Source organism: Chryseobacterium sp. BGA-UO-ETr-SB22 (assembly GCF_059567885.1).
Genome location: NZ_JCAQOV010000003.1, coordinates 286,296 through 308,156 on the forward strand (window position 1 = coordinate 286,296; position 21,861 = coordinate 308,156).

Sequence of the window (21,861 nt, forward strand, 5' to 3'; positions counted from 1 at the left end):
AAATTAAAATTTCCACCATTTTTTCTTCTGAGGTTCCTCTTCATCTTTATTTTCTGCCTGTTGATTTCTTTTGCTGAATGAAAAAGCCAGTCTCTGATAAGGATCTTTAATATCAAAGTACAATTGCGTTCCATCATCGAGTGTAAGAGCATCCATTATCTTATCTCCGTCCTTGACCAGATTTTGTGATACATCCTGTTTATTCAAGTGATGTCTGACTAAATCTCTTTCATCAGAAATTCTTGTAATAATATAGGGAAATTCTTTGGTTCCGTCTCCTGTCTTTTCAAGGCACTCAAAAATAATCTGAGCGATTGTCATTTCAATATTCCTTCCTTTTTCATCTCCCAATTCCTTGTAGGCAAAATATTTATAGATATGAGTTCTTGGGCTCAGTAGAATATTGACATTTACATATTGTATAACCTCTTCAAATTTTCCTTCATTGAGTAAATCCTGAATGTTTTCAATATCTTCGGAATAAGGATCATATTCCGGATCATTGATTACCAGTTCACGGCATTTAAGAAAGGTTTCTTTGGTGGGGTCTGTTAAAAATTCAAATACTTTCTCATACGTTTTCATTAGGGTCTTCGGTTATAGTTTTTAGTTCTCGCCAGAATGCGTCTTTGTGAATTCCGAATTCGGCTGTTATTAGTTTATTGATGAACGGAATTTCCGCCAGTTTATAATCTTTTTTTTCAACAATTCTTTCCAGATAGAGTTTTCTGTAGGTTTTATCTTTCAATTCTTCCTGCCAATTCACATTTTTAAGATCGAGATCATACCCGATTCCGGAATAGTGAAACTGCATCAGAATATCATCAAGCATGGCAATCAAAGGATCTTCCGGATCTACAGCGTTTAAAGCAACAATAACTTGTGGTAAAAACCTCAGTGATAAATCTGCGGATAAGATAGAAGAGATATCCCGGCTTCCTTTAAATGCGGGAATAAGATTTTCAATATTTTTCTCTGTATTTTCTCTGATCAGATACAGCTGTGCGCTGTGATAGAGAATTTTTGCGGCCCATACGGCAGTTTCTTTGTTACAAGTAAGTTGGTCAGATAGAAACTCCAGTCTTTCTTTTTCAAATTCTGTTTCAAAATAATCTCCTGCTTCCACCTCTTCCTGAGGGGAAATTTGCTGTAAGCTTGAGAAGAGCGTAATACATTCTTTCTTACGAAGCAAAAAGATCGTGTCTAAAAACGGTGACTTGGTTTCCATGATCTAACAAAAATAAAATTATTTCGTTGAGAATAAAATTTTTGAGGTGAAGATTCATGTTAAATATGGAATTATAGTGTTGGAAAACGCAAAGACGCAAAGATTATAGACATTATGCTGTTTTTAAGGTGCAGGAAAATCTGAGATTTCAGCAAAATAATTTTTAAATTAAGAATTATAATTTTTAGTATTAATTTTTATCGGAGATAAAATCTTTGCGCCTTAAAGCACGGCATTGATTAAGTTTTGCGCCTTTGCGTTTTCCAACCTATTAAAAAGCTACTCGTAATAACGGATTAGGCTACGATTTCAATAATATTGTTTTCCGGGTCAAGGATTACACTTTCATAATACCCGTCTCCGGTGGTACGAGGTTCTCCGGCCACTGTGTATCCGTCTTTTCTCAACATCTCTGTAAGTTCATCTACTTTTTCTTTACTATCTACTGAAAATGCAAGATGGATGATTCCATATTCTTGGGATTCGTAGGAGTTTTGAGGTTCTCTGAGATCTGGTTTCGTCATTATTTCAAGCCTGCAGCCATTATCAAAGCTTAAAAAGTAAGACTGAAAATTTTTGACAGGATTGTGGTATTTTTCATTGGAAACAGCTCCGAAATATTTCTGATAAAATGCTTTGGATTTTTCAAGGTCTCTAACCCAGATGGCAATATGTTCAATTTTCATTTTTAAAAATTTTATTGTTTTACTTCTGCAAAACTAACCGTACTCCTTTCATCATACCTGCTCCATACTATTCTTTTATTGTACTGTATTTACCAGATTACGTTTTGAATTATACAAAAGACTTCATATATCGTATTATTTAAAGCATTTATTGATAACATCTTATATATTGTGTTGATGTGAGAAGGCTTCCTTGTTTCCATTATCGTAATCGCGGAGACAATCTAAAAGTTATTATCTTTGTCCATTCAAAATAACATTATGAGTATTCACATCAGTGCAAAAAAAGGAGAAATTGCCAAAGTAGTATTGCAGCCGGGGGATCCGCTTCGTGCACAGTATATTGCTGAAAATTATTTAGAAAATGCCAAACTGGTAAGTAAAACCAGAGGAATTCTTTATTATACAGGTCTTTACAAAGGAAAAGAGATCACTGTAGGAGCTAGTGGAATGGGTTTCCCAAGTATCGGGATCTATTCTTTTGAGTTATTTACAGAATATGAAGTAGAGACGATTATCAGAATCGGGACTTGTGGTGCTTACAATACGGATCTTAAGCTTTTTGATATTTTAAATATTGAAAATGCTGCCAGCGAAAGTACTTATGCCAAATATGCATGGGGAATTGAAGATGAAATCCTTCCTCACCAGGGGAATATCTTTGGTACCATCAATGAAACGGCTAAAGAATTATCATTAAATGCTAAAGCAATCAACATCCACAGTAGTGATATTTTCTACAGAAAAGATCCTGCTACTCCTGAAATTGCTACAAAATACAACTGTCCTGCAGTAGAAATGGAAGCATTCGGTTTATTTGCCAATGCTCAACATTTAGGAAAAAATGCAGCGACTATTCTTACGGTAACGGATATCATTCCTACTCATGAAAAAATCTCTGCTGACGAAAGAGAAAAAGCTTTGAATCCAATGATGGAACTGGCTTTGGAATCAGCAATAAAGAGTTTATAAGAAACGAAAGACAATTTTGTTTATAAAAAAAGAGCTTTACTTTATCAGTAGAGCTCTTTTTTATAGTCTGAAAAAATTTCTGGCCGTTTCTGTGGTCTCATCTGCGACCTCAGAAATACTTATCCTCTTCAGATGGGCAATTGTTTGTGCTACATAAGGTAAAAATGCTGGTTCATTTCGCCTGTTCTGCATTCTGGGCATATTTTTCGGCAGCATAAAAGGAGCATCTGTTTCAATCATCATTCGGTCAAGAGGAACATATTTTATAACGTCTTCGAGATGTTTAAATCTTTTCTCATCACTGATGGCTCCGGTAAATCCTAAATACAATCCTTTGTCCAGATAGCTCTTCGCCTCATCCAATGTTCCGGTAAAGCAATGTACAACGGCTTCTGGCAATTGGGAAAGGTATTCATCTGTGATCTCATTAAATCTTTTAAATGCGGATCTTTCATGAAGAAAAAGTGGTTTATTGACTTCTATAGCAAGCTCCAGCTGTGCTTTGTAGCATTTTTCCTGAACAGGTCTGGGAGAAAAATCCCTGTCAAAATCCAGTCCGCACTCGCCTACTGAAACCACATGATCCTGTTTTAATAACTTCCTAAGTTCAATGATGCTTTCTCCATTAAAAGATTTGGCATCATGAGGGTGAATTCCGGCTGTTGAGAATAGAATATCCGGATATTCTTCTGCAATTTCAGCAGATTCTTTACTTCCTCTTACGCTCGTACCTGTGAGAATCATATGTTCTACACCCTGGTCCAAAGCGCGGTTGATAATTTCTTCGTGTTCATTATAGAACTGTTTATTGGTCAGATTAATGCCAATATCAATGTATGTGTTCATTTGTTTTTAAATTTAATTACATTTTTTAGTTTAAAAAAAATAGAAACAGACCGGGTTTGAACCGACAATTTTCCTTTGAGTGGAAGGTTTTTCCAGTTAAACTACTGTTTCTGATTTTAAGTTTCTGCTCTCAGGAGATTAAAATATTCTGACGCTGTCAAAGGTCTTATCTCTCCGGATGGAGCTATTTTTTCCTTCAATTCGCAGATCAGCAAATCTCCCTGTCTTTTTAAGCATTTTATATATGGGATCAAATTATGATGTATCCTGAAAGTAGATGCAATAGCTGTTAATGCATCATCTTTATATTGCTGTTCTATCCACAGCCAATGCTCTTTTTTGGTGGAAGGACACCAGCATTTTACTGCATAAGAATACTGCTGTCTTCCGCCCCATACAAACATTCCCAGTTTCTGATTTTCAACTTCGTGAACTTCATAACGGTTTGTTTTCCTAATTAATTTTTGGTTTCCGTTTTCATCATATTCGATGTAATCAACTTCAATTTCTTTTTCATTGATTTTTTGAGCTTCCAATTTTTCCATCAGATTTCCTACTCCATAATAACTAAAGCAGAAAAGCTTAAAGTTACGGTCTTCTGTATTAAAAAATTCTTCATACTTCATCGGCTCCACCTCATCCCAAAGACTTTCAATTTTATCTAAGATCTGTGTAAAAAACGGAGTTTCAAAATTTTCCCATTGTCTTTTATATTCACGGGTCTCGAAATTCTGAAAACTGCTGTGTCTTAATTTTAGAATCGCAATCAGTTTTCTCAGGGGATAACGTTTTTCCTGAAAAATATAAGGAAAAGTCGACCTGGAAATAATAAATTGATCTTTCATAAGATATATATTATTATTTATTTTAAAATAAATATTCTTTGCGACCTCTTCAAAGCCTGGATTTGTATGGTACAAATAATTGGTAACACATTTCAAAGCCGGAAATTTCAACTCCTGCAACCTTGGACCTCCCCATTCTCCGAGATACTCCAATGATGTAAAATCTATATGAACGTCCGCATGATAAGGAATCTGAATTTTTCCATTAATTTTCTGAAGGTGTCTGAAATCACCATTTTCATGGATAATCAAGTCACCTACCTCAGCAATATTGGGAGCAATAGTTTTAAATATATTGAAACTACCTTTTACATATTGAAGCGCATGCAGATAGCAGGTTTCAGAACCATAATACTGGTAGTTTCCGTTGATATCAGTCAACACCGGAAATGCTACTCCGCTTCCACCATTGATCATAACATTTCCACATTTCTCAAGCACCTGAAAGTTAACATAAGATCCATTTTGCAGATTAATGCTTCCGCCGGCTTCCTGAAGTTTTGGAAACAAAACTCTTGTATTGTCCAGTCTCAGATTACCAATCAGTTTTTTCAGTTCCGGAAAATGATGGGTAAACCTGTGTCCGGATGCCTCATTACATCTTATTCTAAGCGTACCATGAACAAATTCCAGATTTGGGAATGAGATATTTTTACCCACAACATTGATCTTACCCCGCATTTCCCGATGAGGAATGACAATATTGTCTCCAAGAATATTGATATCAAAAATACCATCATTCAAAAGCGCATCGGCCTGGAACTGATACTGAACAGGAATCACGACCCGCGTTTTCAGCAATTGCCCGTATTTATTATATACTGTAGTATTTTTTACTGAAACATACCCACCAATTATTTCCAGATTTTTAAAAGTACAGTTGATGATACATTTAAAATGACCGCTTACTTTTTTAAGCAGATCCAGCTGAGTATAACAATGCATTTTAAAATGTCCTTCCACCGTTTCAAGAAGTGGAATTTCACAGTTCGGGGCATCAATAGAAAGATTTCCCTTAATGTGTTTCAGTTCCGGAAAATGGCAGCCTTCGCCACGTAAAAGCAAGCTTCCTTCAATTTCTGTGCAATGAAAAGTCATGTTTTTAGCATATACCTCTATCAAAGCATGTTCATTAAAAACAATCTCCTTCCAGTCTTCTTCGGAGAATATTTTATATCGTCGTATGGTATCAGTCGTATGCATTTTCTATCATTTGAGTGATCGGGTTGTATTCCTGCTGAATATATTTTACAAAGCAATCGCTTTCTATTCGCAGCATTTTATGTTCATTATGGGCTATAAAAGCATCTTTTGCAATCAGGAATGTTTCTGTAGTTCCGTTTTTAGCATAGATATGATAGTCTTCAGCTTTCAGCATGTGCTGATTGCTTGTTTTTTCAAGACAGTATTCTTTATAACCTTTTGTATATTCTTCCAGATTTCTAATTCTGTTCAGATAGTTTCTGTTGGTTTTTCTTTCTCTTCCTTTTGAAAAGTATTCCTGTATATTTTCATCTTCGGTTGCGATTTTACTTTCAAAAGTTTTCTGTGTACTTTCCATCGAAATCACTTCCGGTTCTCCCACCTGTTCTGTTTTAGAAACTCTTGGCCTTACGACTCTTTCTACAGGTTTTCTTTCCTGCCACTGCATCGGTACAGGAACTTTTACTTCGTTAATGATATTCAAAAAAATCAATAAATCTTTAAGCATGGTATTATATTTTAAAATGAAAGCCAAACAGACCGGGATTGAACCGGCATCCTATCCTCCGTGGATATATTTTTCCAGATTACACTACTGTTTGGGCTTTCGGTTAGGGAGATAAGCGTGATTCGAACACGCAACCATTCTGTGCAGAAATGATTTTTCCATTTAAACTATTATCTCCATTATTTATATTGGGAATATGTATCCTTTTGAAACGGGCGGGACTCGAACCTGCAGCCTCTGACTTGGAAGGTCAGCGTTCTTCCTTTGAACTACCGTTTCCAGGATTGGGAGATAAGCAGGAATCGAACCTGCAACTCATTTTAGCAAAATGTATTTTTCCATTATTACTATTATCTCCGTATAGATTTTACCAGGTATGAACTTTATAATTTTTCAATAAAACTCCACTCAGATAATTTCCTTTTATACCTTCTATAATAGGATGTAAAATTCTCGCTGCTCCATCCACAGAATCCAGCGGCGGAATGTATCCCATCTCAAACTGTTTCTTTCTAAGACTTTCCTTGGCTCCTGTGGAAATCCATCCTACATCTACTGCACTCATATAGATCTGATCGGCTTCAAATTCTTTTGCAGAAGTAAGTGTCATCATATTCAAAGCAGCTTTTGTCATATTGGTGTGCGGATGAAAAACTGTTTTATTTTCGTAGCTGAAAATTCCTTCTGATGAGGTCACATTGATGATGAATTTTTCTTTAAATGCTGAGTTTTTCATCAATGGTTTCAGTTCTTTGATCAGGAAATAGGGCACTATATGATTGATAAGATTGACTTCTACCAGCTCATACATAGAAACTTCCTCCAAAGTAGAATTCCAGCTTGTTTTTTCTCTGTTATCCACAGGCTGTCCAAAACGGGTAAGCGCAATATGAGTTTCTTCATTTTGGGCATATTCCAGTTTTGCTGTTTCACTTGAAATCTCTGTCTGATTCGGAATCAGCGTCTGAATATTTTTAAACTCTACCAGTTTTTCTTTTTCTCGTTTTATAATCGGCAAATAATATTCATCGGGATATTTTATTGTTTGAGCGGCATTATTGATCAGAATATCCAGCGTATCAAAATTGAATTTATAGAAGTCTATAAAATCCTGAATAGCCTTCAGATTTCTTAAATCCAAACCGTAAATCCACAATCTGTCTTTCCAGTTGTCATAATCTGCTTCCTGCTGCATCAATTCCATCGCCAGTGCCGGAAAACGGGTTGTCAAAACCAAATTGGCCCCGTTTCTCAATACTTTCAGTGCGATGGCAAAACCTACCTTTACTCTTCCTCCAGTAAGGATTACGTTTCTTCCCGTAAGATCTGCCGTTTCAAAACGCTTTTCATAGTTTTCTTCAGCGCAGACAGGACATAATCTGGAATAAAAAGAGTGTGCATATTGATAGCTCTGGTTACAGCAGTAGCAGTTTTTGGGAATCTGAAGTTTTGTAAGCTGTACTTCTTCTCTTTCATCATCATAAAAAGCAGAAACTCCCGCCAAAGCATTCTGCATCAATACAGAAGTAGAATTTACTGTCAGATCATGAGATTTCATCTCTGAATAATTCTCGTGACGACTTTGTCTTTTGGCACTTTTATGAATTTTTGTAATCAGCCCTGAAAATGTTTTATTATCAGGATTCAGGAAAGGGTCTTCTTTCAAGGCATTCAAAACCTTGAGACATGTTTCCCATTCTTCGGTTGAAAATCTTTGGTCTGATTGATTCATAGCTTCTGTTTTATGTCTGCAAAACTAGAAGGCTTCTGCGCAATGTTTTTACGCAGTAAAATAAGAATGAAAAAGGTGAAAAGTAAAATTGCTAAATCTGCTTGATCTGAATAATTTACGAGAGTTTTATTTTTCTCACAGATTTTGCAGATGACACAGAGGTTTATTTATTCGTTGATGAATTTTTCAAGAAAGCCGATCAGTTTTGTTCCTCCATGGCTCCAGCGGATGCCGTGGCCTTCTTTTTCCCTGACTTCAAAAACCAGTTCGTGTTTGTAATGGAAGAAAACATTCCACCAGGTTCTGTTGTCAAGGATATCATGAATTTTCGCCATTACTTTTTCCTGTTTCTGCTGATTGTTTCCTTTGATTTCTCCCCAGAAATCGTCATCCATTCGTCCAATGTGTTTTTCCCAGGCTCTTTGTGCAATGGTAATTTCAGTGTTGAAGGGTTCCTGACAGGCATTGATCAGCATTGTTTTCAAAGGCGGGATCGCACTTTCATCACGGATGCTTGCGGAGGTTAATCTTTGTCCTAAGATATTCAGCCAATGTTCAAACGGCGTGGTTTCCAGAGATTTTGCTTTCACCTCATCTGAGTCGTTACTTTCAAGAATAGTAATCAGTTTTTCAAAGCTTTCTTTTCTGTCGATTATTATTTCTTCATTAAAATAAGGCAGGTGCAATTCTAAAGTATCATCCTTAAACTTCTGAATATTTTTTTCAAGATGCTCAAGATGTTCTTTTTCTAAAATTGCTTTGTATTTGTCTTTCCATGCTTCAGAAAAGAGAAAAATATAAGGGTCAAAAAGATTCATATTTTACATCATTTTAATCAGATTAACAGAAAGTTTTTCTTCTTTGGTCAAATAGCCAATCAGGTTAAACCATTCTTTACAGTGATCCAGAATCCAGGCATCGGAAGAAATAATGACTTCTGAACTTTCAGCCAAAAATTTATCCGGATTAAATTGCAGATCACCTTCCCAATTGAGTTGGTACTGTTCTGCGAATTCAAGAATAATCTGTTTAATCCGTCCACTGTTGGAAACCGGTTTATCAAAGATCCAGACAAGTTTGTGAATCTGATTTTTCTGGTAAAAAGCAGCCACCAATTCTATAGCTCTTAAGGTCTGATTCACTCTTTTATACGTTCCATGAACTCCGGAAAGATCCCGGAAACAGCCATCCAGTCCTTCAAATATGTACGCTTCTGAAAGGAGACTTTCCAAAAGGATCAGGACATTAAAACCATCAAGATAAACTGTTTTTCCTTTTAAATCTAAAGTTTCTACGTGTTTCAACTGTCTGTTGTAAAGTTGTGAATCTGCTGCTGATGCTCCCCGTAAAGCCTGTATCTGGCGGGTTTTCAATCTATATCTGTTTCCAACAAGGTCAGAAGCCGCTTTTTCCGGGTATTCTCTGGTTAGCAGATACCGCATATCTTCAACAGCCAATTTCAGTTTGCCAATCTGCTTCTCTGAACCGAACAGGGTATCATCACCCGTGTTTTTTCCGCGGTTTCTGTTATTCATACTCAAAAATAGAATTTTTAGTGTAAGATATTGTTTTTATTTTGGGATATTAAACCACCCCGTCAAAAATTCTTTGAATTTTCGCCACCCCTCCAGGAGAGGGGAATTATACCCATACAGTAATCCTTGTCAACGTTATTGATATCTTGAAGAGAGGCCCCAATTAACACTATTTCTTTCATTCCAATTTCTGATCTGTTATGTTTTCTACAACAAAAGAGATATTCTGTACAACGTTTTGATATTTATTAGAAATAAGTTTGCAAAGACTTAAAAAATACTCTTATGAATACACTGAAAAAATTATGTTATCTGTCTGCAGCAATGCTGTTATCAGCATCCTTCGTTTCATGTTCAAGTGATGACAATGAAATCATGTTTGAACAGCAGACTCCCTCACAGGTATTATCTTCTACTCCATGGGAAACTACCGGCGCTAAGGATAAAACTGGAAATAATGTAGCACTTACCGATGCCAGCGTTGCCGGATATGTAGGTTTTGCCTATTTTAAAGCAGACGGAAAGTTTGCCATTTATAACCTGACTGATGTATTGAGATCTATGGGAACATGGTCTGTAGATGCACAAGGAAAAACAAGAACAATTGCCGCACTGAACCCGGATGGAACTACTATTTTCACTCGTGATGTTGAAATTCTTGTTTTGAACAAAAATGAATTCACGTACAGAATTAGTCCTAACTCAAGTGATCCTTCTGTATATTATGACATCATTCACACAAGAACTTCTCATACGGAACCAACCAACGGACAGCTTACTTTAGCTTCTACTCCATGGGAAACAACTGGTGCGAAGGATAAAAGTGGAAATAATGTTGCATTAAATGATGCCACTGTTGCCGGATTTGTAGGATATTCTTACTTCAAAGCGAACGGAACTTTTAAAATTTTCGGATTAAATGATGTATTGAGATCTGAAGGTACATGGTCTATTTCTCCTGACGGGAAGAAGAGAACTCTTACCACTCCAACTTTTACTCGTGTTGTGGATATTCTGGTTCTGAACGAAACTACGTTTACTTACAGAATTACACCTGACGCAACCAATCCAACTATATTTTACGACATCATTCATACTAAGGTCAACCATAAGGAGCCTTTGTAGTGATTATTTTTTTAATAAGAAGGAAAAACCTGCTCAGTGATGGGCAGGCTTTTATATTTTAATGTACGCTCGTAATGCATTACCAACAGTCCTCCCACCATTTTTTCCAGTTTATGGTTCCTAACTGATCCAGATCTACTTTTTCTCCGATCATAGGAAGGGTAATTGGTACATTGTTTTCTTCTGCATGTTTTGAGGCTAGTTCCAGAGGTTCATACCATGTGTGCTGTGCCAGCTTGAATTTGGAATTGTGGACAGGAATAAAGTTCTTAGCTTTCAGTTCTTTTATTTCTGTCATCAGCTGATCTGGCAAGGTATGAATGTAGGGCCACTTTTCGTTATACTGACCGTTTTCCATTACAGCTAAATCAAATGGTCCATATTTATCACCAATTTCTGCAAAATGATTTCCATAGCCGCTGTCACCACCCAAAAACAATTTTTTCGTAGGTGTTTTCAGGACAAAGGAAGTCCAGAGTGAGATATTGCGGTTCAGTAATCTTCCTGAAAAGTGCCTTGCAGGTGTAAGCGTAATTCTGAAACCTTCTGCGATGTCTATGCTTTCCCACCAGTTTTTTTCGATGATTTTGTCAAAACTCCAGCCCCAGTATTCAAAATGCTGGCCAGTTCCCAAACCACAAATCACTTTTCCTACTTTATCTTTTAATTCCTGAACAGTTTTATAATCCAGATGATCCCAGTGGTCATGTGAGATAAGCAGGAAATCAATATCCGGCATATGTTCCGGTTTATAATAATCGGCTCCCTGAAAAGCTTTTATGGATCCTGGCATTGGGGAAGCATTTCCACTGAAAACAGGGTCTATCAGAAATTTTTTGCCATCCACCTGTATGAAATAAGAACTGTGCCCAAACCATACGAGAACGTTTTCTTCCGGCTGAAGGTTCTTTAGATCAGTTACTACAAATGGAAGTTCTGTCTTTGGTGAAGTGTTCTCTACTTTACACAGAGTATGAAAAAGTACCTTGGTCATACTTTCTCCTTCTAATAAAGGAGGTGTCGTCAATATATTCTGAAATCTCCCATTAAGATAATTGGGAAGTGTATTGAAATATTCTTTTCTTTTTTCATCGGGAAACTGCCCGAGCTGCTTTTTTAAATTTTTCATTCCCTTTATTTTTTTACATTCTAAGCCTTTCTTCTTCAAGGTCCAGTCTTGTTAGATAATGTCTTATATATTCTTCGTCAATATTTGGGTTGCGTCTGTTTTCTTCCCGGAGCCAGATTCTTTGCTGTTCGAGGGTTTCAAAATAGATTGCTTTCGCTTCTTCAGACAGTTTATGAATAGAATCTTCTTTATCTTCCTGTTCCCAGCGGTCCATCAGTTTGCTAAAATATTCATTTTCGCTTCTTCTTTCTTTATAATTTTCATCCAGATATTTAAAGGCTACCCTCCGCATTTCCCTTCTTAAGAAATGTTCAGATTCTTCTTCTGACAAATACCCTCCTCCAATATCTGATAAATCTAGTTTTTTAATCAAAGTAGGTAATGTAAGTCCCTGGATAATCAAAGTAGCAAGAATCACAATAAAGGTAATGAAGAGAATGAGATCACGGTGTGGGAAAGGCTGCCCGTTTTCCATCACTACCGGAATAGATAATGCCGCTGCAAGAGAAACCACCCCGCGCATTCCCGTCCAACCCATCAGTATTGGAGCTTTCATTCCGGGGTTTCTATCGGCTACATTAATAAAGTTTCTCATAATCAATGTTACAAAAACAGCACCGAAAGAAGAAAGCAAACGAACAATGATCAGTACAACTGTAATCAGCAGTCCGTAACCAACAGCATCGGATAGACTTATTCCTTCTTTGTTTAAACCTACCATAATTTCCGGAAGATCCAATCCGATGAGTAAGAACACGATTCCATTGATCAGAAATACAAAACTTTCCCAGACATTGGAACCTTTTAACCTGGATTGTGAAGTTCTGAAAATTTCATGTCTTCTTACTGAAAGAAATAAACCTCCGCTCACTACAGCCAGTACTCCCGAAGAATGAACTTCTTCCGCGGCAATGTACATCACATAAGGAGCTACCAGACTTAGTATAGCATCCATATTAACATCGGTAGGAAATATTTTTTCAATTTTAAGGAATACAAAAGCCAATACGACTCCAATTCCCAGACCTCCGAAGACCATCCATCCAAAACTAATGGCAGCATCCTGCCATATAAACTGTCCTGTAGCCACTGCTACCATTGCAAACCTGAAAATGATCAGAGAGGAAGCATCGTTGAACAGGCTTTCCCCTTCCAGAACGGTTGATAGATTTTTAGGAACTTTTACAAATTTTAAAATAGCTCCGGCACTCACAGCATCTGGTGGTGATACAATTCCACCCAATACAAAGCCTAATGCCAATGAAAATCCAGGAATGTATGAATTCGCTACAAAAGCTACAGTTATTGCGGTAAGAAAAACCACAATGAAGGCAAAACTGGTGATAATCCTCCTCATTTTCCATATTTCCTTCCAGGAAACGGCGAAAGCTGCTTCGTATAAAAGCGGAGGCAGGAAAATAATAAAGATCAGTTCGGGATCAATTTTTAACACCGGCAGTCCGGGGATAAAACTGATAAGAAGTCCCGCAATAACCAGTATGATAGGATAGGCTACTTTCAGCCGATTAGCCAGCATAATGGCCCCGATAATGACAAGGACCAGTCCTAAATAATAAATAAAATTTTCCACCATTGCTTTTTCAATTAATTTTAAACTATGTCCCTGTTTACCAAATAACAAAATTTAAAAGAAAAATAAATATAAGCATAAGATTTTGAGATGTGAAAATAAATTTGATTGAGGGAAAATTTTAACAGATGGATTGTTAATGTAAATAAATCTGATCTTTAGAAAGCCATTTAGCCAGTCCCAGCATAATACATCCCAATATAGAGCATAATAGAATCATTACTGCTAAAGTCTTCGCAAACGCTGTCCAATATTCCTTTTTATCAAATGTAAAATCTACAGGATTGATATTGTATGTAGTATAAACGGAAGGATTGATACGCAAATTCGGTCTGAAGTAAACAATTCCCTGAATATATTTTCTCCGCAAAGCTTTGAGATTGACAATATAGCTAGTGTAACCCGCATCCACTCCATCAAAATCTACGTTTGTTACAGAGTCATTATGTTTTACTTTTAATACATAGATTTTATTTCTGGGGCTAAGATCTACATCATATTCATCCGCAAGGTTATATTTTTCCAGATTCTGGTAAAGAATATGATCAATTGTACCATCTTTTCTTTCATAATGAACTCCCTTATCATCAACTATAATCTTTTTAACTTCTCTTTTTCTGACTGTCTTCTGATAAAGAATAAAACGGTATAAACCAAAACCTAAGGCCGGATAGAACAATATTGATACTACAACAAGCATTGCAGTATTTTTACAAATAATAACGGGCAATATCAATAACACTAAAAACATCACCAATAATAAAAGTACGGCCGACGTTCTGGTCAGCCACGTCATGAACCTCCATGACTTAGAAACTAACGGCAAAAAATCTTTTCTTATTTCCTCTTGCATCTGTTCAAGATACAAAAAAAGTCAATAACATAAAAGAGCCACAGTGGCACACCATGACTCTTTTTACTCAAATTGAAAATAAGATATAATTAAATTGAAACTATGAAATCGTATATGTTTTTTCTGTCGTTGTATTGTACGTATCGGAGATGACGTTGTCTACAAATCTCCATTCTGCCATAGAACTTCCCATTGTAAATTTCACATGCAGATACCCTCTTTTATAGAGATTGGCATAATCCAGATCATCAATCAGCAATGAAAATGCCTGCGCCAGTTCTATTGCTTTTGTAGGATCAGAGGTGATTCCCAGATAGCCTTCCAATCCCGGAGAAGAAACGGAGCTGCATGCCAGTTCGGTTCCGATAAATTTCCCTTGAGCATCAGTTAACTTTCCTAACCATGCATTGTGGGTATCTCCTGCCAGTACCACTACATTTTTTCCTGCAAGAAGGGAATACAGCTGTTCTCTTTCCATGAAATATCCATCCCACGCATCCAAATTATACGGCAAAGTAGTTGTGATTCTTGCAATTTCCTGTGGTGTTAATGTCGGATCCTGCTGTTGGTGTCTTGTCTTAAGAATAATTAATTGTGTGATGGTACTCTGAAGGGCCTGCATGGTGGCCGGCTGTGCATTTCCGTGTTGTTTTATTTCTGCTAAAATCTGATTCAGTAACATTAGAAGTTCTGCAGGAACCATCATTTTAGTCATTAAAATCTGCTGTCCAAGCACCTTCCATTTTGCAGTATCCCCATTCATCTGAGAACCCAGCCATGACATCTGTTCATTCCCGATCAGTTTTCTGCTGGTACTCAGAAAATCTGTTTTAAATTGCACCTGATTGAAATTCCCTGCATTATCCAGATAATCAGAATATTCCATTTGTTTATCTCTTGCAATCACCCTCGTATCCATCATATAAAGAGAAACAATATTTCCGAAATTGAAGCTTCTGTAAATTCTCATATCTTTCCCCGTTTTAAGAGGAATATATTCGCTGTATGCCTGGAAAGCAGCCATTTTTCTGGCCTGAAAATCTCCTTCGTTGGGTTGATGGTTCTCTGCCCCGGATTTATAGGTATCATTGGCAAATTCATGGTCATCCCAAACACAGATGAATGGTTTTTTCTGATGAAGAAGCTGAAGGTTTTTGTCGCCTCTATACTGTCTGTATCGTTCTCTATAATCGCTGAGGTTAAGAATTTCCTTAGCCGGCTGATGAGCTCTTCCTAATTGATTGGTGTAAGGATTTGTTCCATATTGTCCAGGAGCATATTCATAGATGTAATCTCCAAGATGTACCACTACATCGGCTTCAGATTTTGCAATCGCCCCATAGACATTGAAAAGCCCAGCAGGAAAGTTGGAGCAAGACACTACTGCCATTTTTACTTCATTTACAGCATCTGATTTTGAAGGCAAAGTAAGGGTTTCCCCTGTTACACTTACTTCTTTACTTTTGCTATTATAGAATCTGTAGTAATATTTGGTATTGGAAGAGATATTCTGTACATCTACGGCTACCGTAAAGTCATTGATTACTGTTGCATTCGCTTGACCTCTTCTTACAATGTCTAAAAAGTTGCTATTTTTACTGATCTCCCATGTAATTTCCGCATCTGTACCCTTAGAATATCTTGTCCAGATGATGATTCCCGTAGCGCTTGGGTCAAAGCTTGCTACTCCGGATTCAAATCCTCCGTTTTTAAGATCATCAGGGGCATTCCCGCTTTCAGTAAAATCATCGCTGCAGCTTTCAATTAAAGGAGCTATAAAAATTCCTCCGGCTGCTAAAAGTGAATTTTTAAGAAATCTTCTTCTGTTGAATTGGTTATTGTTTTCCATCATTACTTTTTTTGCAAAGCAACGGTATCTGTGGAAGAAGGCTGTTAACTGAATTTTAATTAATCCTTATACTTTTTTAAACATTTGTTTAGCATCTGATTTTCTTCAAAAAAAATTAAAAACTCATAAGAGTAAATTTCTACGCAAAAAGACTGCGTAATTATATTTTTAATTTGCTTCATAATCATACAATTAAAAAAAATGAAACCTATTGCAGCAGATAATAATTTCATCCCTGATCTTCATGATTTAGATAAATTTTGGGAAAATGTTCACTATAAAGTTATTGATAGAGAGTTTAATTTCATCACTTTGCTGAGAAAGAGCATTGGTGGGCTTCTTTTATTTAAAGGATTCCAGTTTGAAGAAAATGATTTATTTGACTGGTATTTTGGAAGAGGTTTACTTCATGATATAAACTTTACTGATTATTTTTTACGCTCTAAAACTGTTTTAAATGAGTTTAGAACATGTAGTGTTTTTCCAGGTGAAATGATAGAAATCGGTGAAATTTCTACTATTGATAAAAAGCCCGATTTCACTTATATTAATGGGCTTTGTCTTGATGGTTCTTTAGCATCTCTTCTTTGCTATGGAGGTGCTTACCGATCAAAATTTGAAAGTTCTGTTCTGGAAAGTAAAAGGTTTGCCCGTGAATTCTGTATGGAACTTTTTGATGAAGAGTATGATCAACAATCTTTATTGTGCTGGAGTTCCAATACAGCCTGGAACAGCTGGTTCATAGATTTTATTATGGATGAAACCTTTCTGATCTTATGTAAGAAAACAAGGACCTTATGGATATTGGCACATACAGACCAACCCTGAAAAAAACAAACCGCTCACATTACGTAAGCGGTTGATTTTCTGTGGTCCCACCTGGGCTCGAACCAGGGACCACCTGATTATGAGTCAGGTGCTCTAACCAACTGAGCTATAGGACCTCAAAACTTGGTTAAATTTTGTGTTTGCAAAAATAGTAAAATTTCTTTTACTACAAAATTTTTTATTGCTTTTCTTGGCAAAGTTCTACCAGCACGCCGTTTGTAGACTTTGGATGAAGGAAGACAACTAATTTATTATCAGCACCTTCTTTCGGTTCTTCAGAGATAAACTGAAATCCTTCTTTTTTCAGTCTTTTCACTTCTTCCACGATATTTTCAACTCCAAATGCCAGATGATGGATGCCTTCACCCTTTTTATCGATGAATTTTGAGATCGGACTTTCAGGATTACTGGCTTCCAACAGCTCTATCTTACTTTCTCCTGTTTCATAGAAAGAAGTTACAACCCCTTCCCTTTCTACAGATTCTTTTTTATAGGATTCTTTTCCTAGTAGTTTAGCAAAAAGCTCGTCAGAAACTCCTAAAGACTTTACGGCAATACCAATATGTTCTAGCTTCATAAATACTAATAAATATAATTAAATCGTAAATTTGATACTACAGTGTAATTTCAAAGTATCAATTCAAACAAAAGTACTAAATTTGCAGAAATTATGGAAAGTAACAGACAAAGAAAAGTAGCACAGATTATTCAGGAAGACTTCGCAGAGCTTTTCCGCAAACAGGCTTCAGAAAGCAAACAGAGCATTTTAGTATCTGTTTCAGATGTAAAAGTAACTGCTGACTTAGGAATTGCTAAGATTTATTTAAGCATTTTCCCACAGGAATTTCGTACCGCAGTGATGAAGGAGATTGAAGAAAACAAACCTCAATACAGAAATTTCATCGGACAGAAAATGTCAAAACAGGTACGTATTATTCCACAGCTTAACTTCTACCTTGATACTGCTCTGGATGATGTTGAAAAACTGGAAAGAGAATTAAGAGGCGAAGGCGACAATCCTGTTTTATAAATCTTGAAGAATATTGCATTTTACATAGCATCCAGATACCTTTTGGCTAAAAAAGGCAGCACCGCGGTTACGTTCATTACGTGGTTGTCTGTAGGTGCCATGACGGTTGCTGTGACTGCAATGTTCGTCATTATTTCTGTTTTTTCAGGCCTTGAGGATCTGAACAAAGACCTTATTTCTAATCTTCATGCTGACCTTACTTTAAAAAGCACTTCCGGAAAAACTATTAAAAATCTGGACACTGTCAATAAGGTGCTAGGTTCGCAAAAAGAAATCAGCAGCTTCTCCCGTGTTATTGAAGAAAAAGTATACATCAGTTTCAACGGAAAAGGAGATATTGCTTATTTAAGAGGTGTTGATTCTGCATACACCAAAGTAAACCCTATCAATAAAGACGTTTTCTACGGAACTTATCCAAGCTTCAAATATTCCAATGAAGTATTGATGGAAAATAGTCTGGACAACAGACTTTCTATTCCTGTGGATTCTTCCAACCATTATGCAACAGTCTTTATGCCTAAACCCGGAACAGGGATCATCAATAAAGAAGAAGACATTTATAACAAAAGAGATATCTCGGTAACCGGTGTTTTCCCCGGAAAAGATCAGCTGGACAGCTATATTATCTCCCCCATTGAGCTTGCGGAAGAATTACTTAACCTTCCCAAAAAATCTGCTTACCAGATTGTCATTAAACTAAAAAATCCGGAAAATGCAGATGCTGTAAAACAAAGTCTGCTTTCTTCTCTCGGAAAAAATATTGAGATCAACACCAAGGAAGAAGAAAATGCAGCTTTCTGGAAGATGATCAACACTGAAAAACTTTTCATCTACCTTATTTTTGCACTGGTTATATTCATTACCACTTTTAATCTTGCAGGAGCGATTATTATCCTTCAGATTGATAAAAAGGAGCAGGCAAAATCACTTATTTCATTCGGTTTTCCTTTGAGTCATTTAAGAATGACCTATTTCTACACTGGCCTCCTGATTGTTGTTTCCGGAGTGATTACCGGATTGATTCTTGGAACTGCACTTTGCTACTTCCAACTCTACACAGAATTCTTCAGAGCCAATGAAGTGCTTCCTTTCCCTGTAAAAATTGTAGGCAAAAATTATCTTATTGTAGCCCTTACAGCTTCTCTGTTTGGGATCACTATTTCATGGTTTTTCTCAAAAATCAGCAAGGAATATCTTACTAAGAACTAATCTACTAGGTTCGTATATTACATTAAGTTAATACACTTCGTTTTCATTTTTTCGTACCTTTACGCCCCAATTTTAAATAAATGAAACGAATTTTATCTTTTTTACTGTTAAGTATGACATTTATCGGCGGTTTTGCACAGGCTCCCGCAGGATATTATAATCAGCAGGCAGGATTAACGGGTGCTGCTCTTAAAACAGCTCTTAAAAACATTATCAGCAATGGACATGTTGACCATGGATATGGCGGTTTATGGACAGCCTATGCTACCACTGACCGTGATTACTTTTATGAAAACGATGGAACCATTCTGGATATTTATTCTGAAAATCCCAATGGGGCGGATCAGTATAATTTCATCCTGGGAACCAATCAATGTGGATCTAATGGCTACTCTAATGAAGGTGACTGCTACAACAGAGAGCACGTAATTCCTCAGAGTTTATTCAACAGTGCTTCTCCTATGGTCGCTGATATTCATTTTATCCGTGCTACTGATGGAAAAGTAAACGGAATGAGATCCAACTACCCTTTCGGAGTTGTTGGCGCTACTTCTTTTATCTCTAAAAATGGATCAAAACTAGGTACATCTGTATCACCAGGATACGCAGGTACTGTATTTGAGCCTATTGATGCTTTTAAAGGAGATATTGCCAGAATGTTCTTTTATTTTGTAACAAGATACGAAGGCCAACTTCCTAATTTCACTACCGGTGATATGCTTGGCAACACAGCATTCCCGGGACTGCAGCCTTGGGCACTGAATCAATATTTAGCATGGAATGCAATGGATCCTGTATCTGCGGAAGAAATTGCAAGAAACAATGCTTCTTATACATACCAGGGAAACAGAAACCCTTTCATTGATCACCCTGAGTATGTTACTCAAATCTGGGGATCTCCGGTAATTGATAACCAAGCACCTACAGCAGCAACTAACGTGGTTGCCAACAACCCTACTTCAAACTCTGTCGCTGTAAGCTGGACTGCCGCTACAGATAATGTAGGTGTAACTTCTTACCAGGTTTATGCTAACGGTACTTTAAAAGCTAATGTTTCCGGTATAACAACATCTACTATTGTATCAGGATTAGCTCCACTTACTCAATATACTTTCTATGTAATTGCCAAAGATGCTTTTGGAAACTCTTCTCCACAAAGTACAACCGCTACAGAAACTACTCTTGACACCCCTGCAGGAGGCGGAAGCTGTGGGACCGAGGATTTTGAAATGATCACAGGAGCAGCAAATACTTATCTGACAGCAACCTGGACAAACAACGGAATTTCATGGACTGCGACAGACGCAAGAGTTGACCAAACCATCAACAATAAAGCAATCACAATCAGAAATGGTTCTTTAACAAGTTCAACACTTTCAAGCGGAATCCAGAATTTAACTTTAACAACACAATTAAAATTCTCCGGAAACGCAGGATATTTCAATGTTTTTGTAAATGATGTTAATGTAGGAACTATTCCTTACAGTAATGTTGTCACTACAACTACCATTAACAATATAAACGTAAGCGGAAATGTTGTTATAAAGCTGACAAATTCTTCTACTTCCAACAGAGTTGCTCTGGATGACCTTAGCTGGGCATGTTTCGGTACATTAGGAACAGCTGAAACTCAAAAAGACAAATCAGAATTCACTATCTATCCTAACCCAGTAAGAAACAATGAATTATTTGTAAAAGGAGAAAACCTTAACAAAATTTCAAAAGCCGATATCTATGACCTTTCAGGAAAATTAATTGAAACGATCAATAATCCTTTCAAACATTCAAATAAAATCAACCTTAAAGGTGCTGTAAAAGGAACTTACATCCTGAAAACAGATAATTTCTCTACAAAATTTATCGTAGATTAATTATTAAAAAATATTTCAAACCAAGGCCGGATTTATCCGGTCTTTTTTTTACTTTTGATCTATGGATTCCAATAAAAAATTAGGATTGATAGGAAAAAATATTTCCTATTCTTTTTCTAAAAAATTCTTCGAAAATAAGTTCCAGAAGCTCATGCTGAAGAACTTCTCCTATGATATTTTTGATCTGAACGAAATCAATGAAGTGGAAAACCTTTTTTCTACTCCTGACCTTTTAGGATTCAATGTTACCATTCCCTACAAAGAGAAAATCATTGATTATCTCGATGAATTAAGCGATGAAGCAGAGAAAATAGGTGCCGTAAACTGTGTTCTTATTCAGGATGGAAAAAAAACAGGGTATAATACGGATGCTTTCGGATTTGAAAAGACCCTTCTTTTACACAAAACCCCTTCTCAGGACAAAGCACTGATCTTAGGAAACGGCGGCGCTGCAAAAGCAGTCAAATATGCTTTAGATAAACATAACATTCCTTCTATAACCATTTCCAGAAGTACAGAAGTTAATTTTGAAAACCTTGATAAAGAAACCGTTGCGGAACACAAAATAATCATTCAGTGTACACCAGTAGGTACTTTCCCGAATGTTAAAGACTGTCTGAATTTCCCTTTTGAAGGACTTTCTTCTGAACACCTGATCATCGATCTTATCTACAATCCCAACTATACCCAATTCATCATCAATGCCTCTGAAAAAGGAGCAAAGACCGTGAATGGATATTATATGCTTGAACAGCAAGCAGAAAAAGCTTGGGAAATTTGGAATTTTCAAAAAAAATAACATAAATTAGTGCTTTAATTGG

The 21,861-nt window shown here is 36.6% G+C and carries 21 protein-coding genes and 2 tRNA genes; 7 read left to right on the forward strand and 16 right to left on the reverse strand.

Going from position 1 to position 21,861, the window contains the following annotated elements; genetic code table 11:
• Positions 1-3: 3 nt before the first annotated feature.
• The 3 genes from AC57AW_RS03170 to AC57AW_RS03180 all read right to left on the reverse strand — a co-directional run bounded on the left by AC57AW_RS03170 (position 4) and on the right by AC57AW_RS03180 (position 1,914).
• Entirely contained in the window at positions 4-585 is a 582-nt protein-coding gene (locus AC57AW_RS03170) for a DUF4919 domain-containing protein (RefSeq protein ID WP_496350794.1), read from the reverse strand.
• Positions 572-1,231 carry a conflict system bpX4 domain-containing protein gene (locus AC57AW_RS03175; RefSeq protein ID WP_496350867.1) on the reverse strand — a complete coding sequence of 220 codons (660 nt, stop codon included), beginning with the start codon at positions 1,229-1,231 and terminating at the stop codon, positions 572-574. Before AC57AW_RS03175 ends, AC57AW_RS03170 begins: the two co-directional genes overlap by 14 nt.
• A 293-nt stretch (positions 1,232-1,524) precedes the next feature.
• Positions 1,525-1,914 (reverse strand): VOC family protein, encoded by a 390-nt coding sequence (locus AC57AW_RS03180; RefSeq protein ID WP_496350795.1) that lies wholly within the window; start codon positions 1,912-1,914, stop codon positions 1,525-1,527.
• Between the two features lie 261 nt (positions 1,915-2,175).
• On the opposite strand from AC57AW_RS03180, the gene deoD reads away from it, so the two are divergent.
• Positions 2,176-2,886, forward strand: a complete 711-nt coding sequence (gene deoD / locus AC57AW_RS03185) for a purine-nucleoside phosphorylase (protein ID WP_309434035.1) — start codon at positions 2,176-2,178, stop codon at positions 2,884-2,886.
• A 60-nt stretch (positions 2,887-2,946) separates the two neighbouring features.
• Here the strand turns inward: deoD and AC57AW_RS03190 are convergent, their stop codons facing one another.
• The 7 genes from AC57AW_RS03190 to AC57AW_RS03220 all read right to left on the reverse strand — a co-directional run bounded on the left by AC57AW_RS03190 (position 2,947) and on the right by AC57AW_RS03220 (position 9,555).
• Positions 2,947-3,732 carry a TatD family hydrolase gene (locus tag AC57AW_RS03190; protein WP_496350796.1) on the reverse strand — a complete coding sequence of 262 codons (786 nt, stop codon included), beginning with the start codon at positions 3,730-3,732 and terminating at the stop codon, positions 2,947-2,949.
• A gap of 116 nt (positions 3,733-3,848) precedes the next feature.
• On the reverse strand, positions 3,849-5,780 hold the full coding sequence (locus AC57AW_RS03195; protein ID WP_496350797.1) for a hypothetical protein: 1,932 nt from the start codon (positions 5,778-5,780) through the stop codon (positions 3,849-3,851).
• A complete protein-coding gene (locus AC57AW_RS03200; protein WP_496350798.1) occupies positions 5,767-6,288 on the reverse strand; it encodes a hypothetical protein in 522 nt (173 codons plus the stop codon). Before AC57AW_RS03200 ends, AC57AW_RS03195 begins: the two co-directional genes overlap by 14 nt.
• Before the next feature lie 207 nt (positions 6,289-6,495).
• Positions 6,496-6,567: transfer RNA gene (locus tag AC57AW_RS03205), tRNA-Gly, on the reverse strand.
• A gap of 88 nt (positions 6,568-6,655) precedes the next feature.
• Positions 6,656-8,020, reverse strand: coding sequence for an SDR family oxidoreductase (locus AC57AW_RS03210; protein WP_496350799.1), 1,365 nt, complete (start codon positions 8,018-8,020; stop codon positions 6,656-6,658).
• A 167-nt stretch (positions 8,021-8,187) separates the two neighbouring features.
• Positions 8,188-8,838 (reverse strand): tRNase toxin domain-containing protein, encoded by a 651-nt coding sequence (locus AC57AW_RS03215; protein WP_496350800.1) that lies wholly within the window; start codon positions 8,836-8,838, stop codon positions 8,188-8,190.
• Positions 8,839-8,841: 3 nt separating this feature from the next.
• The gene (locus AC57AW_RS03220; protein ID WP_496350801.1) at positions 8,842-9,555 is read right to left on the reverse strand and encodes a DUF434 domain-containing protein; all 714 of its coding nucleotides are present in this window, start codon (positions 9,553-9,555) and stop codon (positions 8,842-8,844) included.
• A 285-nt stretch (positions 9,556-9,840) separates the two neighbouring features.
• Between AC57AW_RS03220 and AC57AW_RS03225 the strand changes: the two genes are divergently transcribed.
• Complete coding sequence (locus AC57AW_RS03225) at positions 9,841-10,680, forward strand: DUF4822 domain-containing protein (protein ID WP_496350802.1); 840 nt, start codon at positions 9,841-9,843, stop codon at positions 10,678-10,680.
• A 79-nt stretch (positions 10,681-10,759) separates the two neighbouring features.
• Here AC57AW_RS03225 and AC57AW_RS03230 read toward each other — a convergent pair whose 3' ends face one another.
• From AC57AW_RS03230 to AC57AW_RS03245, 4 genes are all read right to left on the reverse strand, one after another.
• Positions 10,760-11,809, reverse strand: a complete 1,050-nt coding sequence (locus tag AC57AW_RS03230; protein ID WP_496350803.1) for an MBL fold metallo-hydrolase — start codon at positions 11,807-11,809, stop codon at positions 10,760-10,762.
• 13 nt (positions 11,810-11,822) lie between these two features.
• A complete protein-coding gene (locus AC57AW_RS03235; protein ID WP_496350804.1) occupies positions 11,823-13,403 on the reverse strand; it encodes a Na+/H+ antiporter in 1,581 nt (526 codons plus the stop codon).
• 133 nt (positions 13,404-13,536) lie between these two features.
• Positions 13,537-14,100, reverse strand: a complete 564-nt coding sequence (locus tag AC57AW_RS03240; RefSeq protein WP_496350805.1) for a hypothetical protein — start codon at positions 14,098-14,100, stop codon at positions 13,537-13,539.
• Positions 14,101-14,353: 253 nt separating this feature from the next.
• Complete coding sequence (locus AC57AW_RS03245) at positions 14,354-16,105, reverse strand: alkaline phosphatase D family protein (protein WP_496350806.1); 1,752 nt, start codon at positions 16,103-16,105, stop codon at positions 14,354-14,356.
• 198 nt (positions 16,106-16,303) lie between these two features.
• Between AC57AW_RS03245 and AC57AW_RS03250 the strand changes: the two genes are divergently transcribed.
• The gene (locus tag AC57AW_RS03250) at positions 16,304-16,930 is read left to right on the forward strand and encodes a hypothetical protein (protein ID WP_496350807.1); all 627 of its coding nucleotides are present in this window, start codon (positions 16,304-16,306) and stop codon (positions 16,928-16,930) included.
• Positions 16,931-16,972: 42 nt separating this feature from the next.
• Here the strand turns inward: AC57AW_RS03250 and AC57AW_RS03255 are convergent.
• Positions 16,973-17,046 (reverse strand) — tRNA-Ile (locus AC57AW_RS03255).
• Positions 17,047-17,108: 62 nt separating this feature from the next.
• Positions 17,109-17,507, reverse strand: a complete 399-nt coding sequence (gene mce, locus AC57AW_RS03260) for a methylmalonyl-CoA epimerase (RefSeq protein ID WP_047377770.1) — start codon at positions 17,505-17,507, stop codon at positions 17,109-17,111.
• Positions 17,508-17,600: 93 nt separating this feature from the next.
• Here mce and rbfA point away from each other — a divergent pair, with 93 nt between their 5' ends.
• From rbfA to AC57AW_RS03280, 4 genes are all read left to right on the forward strand, one after another.
• Positions 17,601-17,960 (forward strand): 30S ribosome-binding factor RbfA, encoded by a 360-nt coding sequence (gene rbfA / locus AC57AW_RS03265; RefSeq protein ID WP_047382198.1) that lies wholly within the window; start codon positions 17,601-17,603, stop codon positions 17,958-17,960.
• Between the two features lie 3 nt (positions 17,961-17,963).
• Positions 17,964-19,169, forward strand: coding sequence for an ABC transporter permease (locus tag AC57AW_RS03270; protein WP_496350808.1), 1,206 nt, complete (start codon positions 17,964-17,966; stop codon positions 19,167-19,169).
• Positions 19,170-19,249: 80 nt separating this feature from the next.
• Complete coding sequence (locus AC57AW_RS03275; RefSeq protein WP_496350809.1) at positions 19,250-21,040, forward strand: endonuclease; 1,791 nt, start codon at positions 19,250-19,252, stop codon at positions 21,038-21,040.
• A 61-nt stretch (positions 21,041-21,101) separates the two neighbouring features.
• On the forward strand, positions 21,102-21,839 hold the full coding sequence (locus AC57AW_RS03280) for a shikimate dehydrogenase family protein (protein ID WP_496350810.1): 738 nt from the start codon (positions 21,102-21,104) through the stop codon (positions 21,837-21,839).
• The last annotated feature ends 22 nt before the right edge of the window (positions 21,840-21,861 follow it).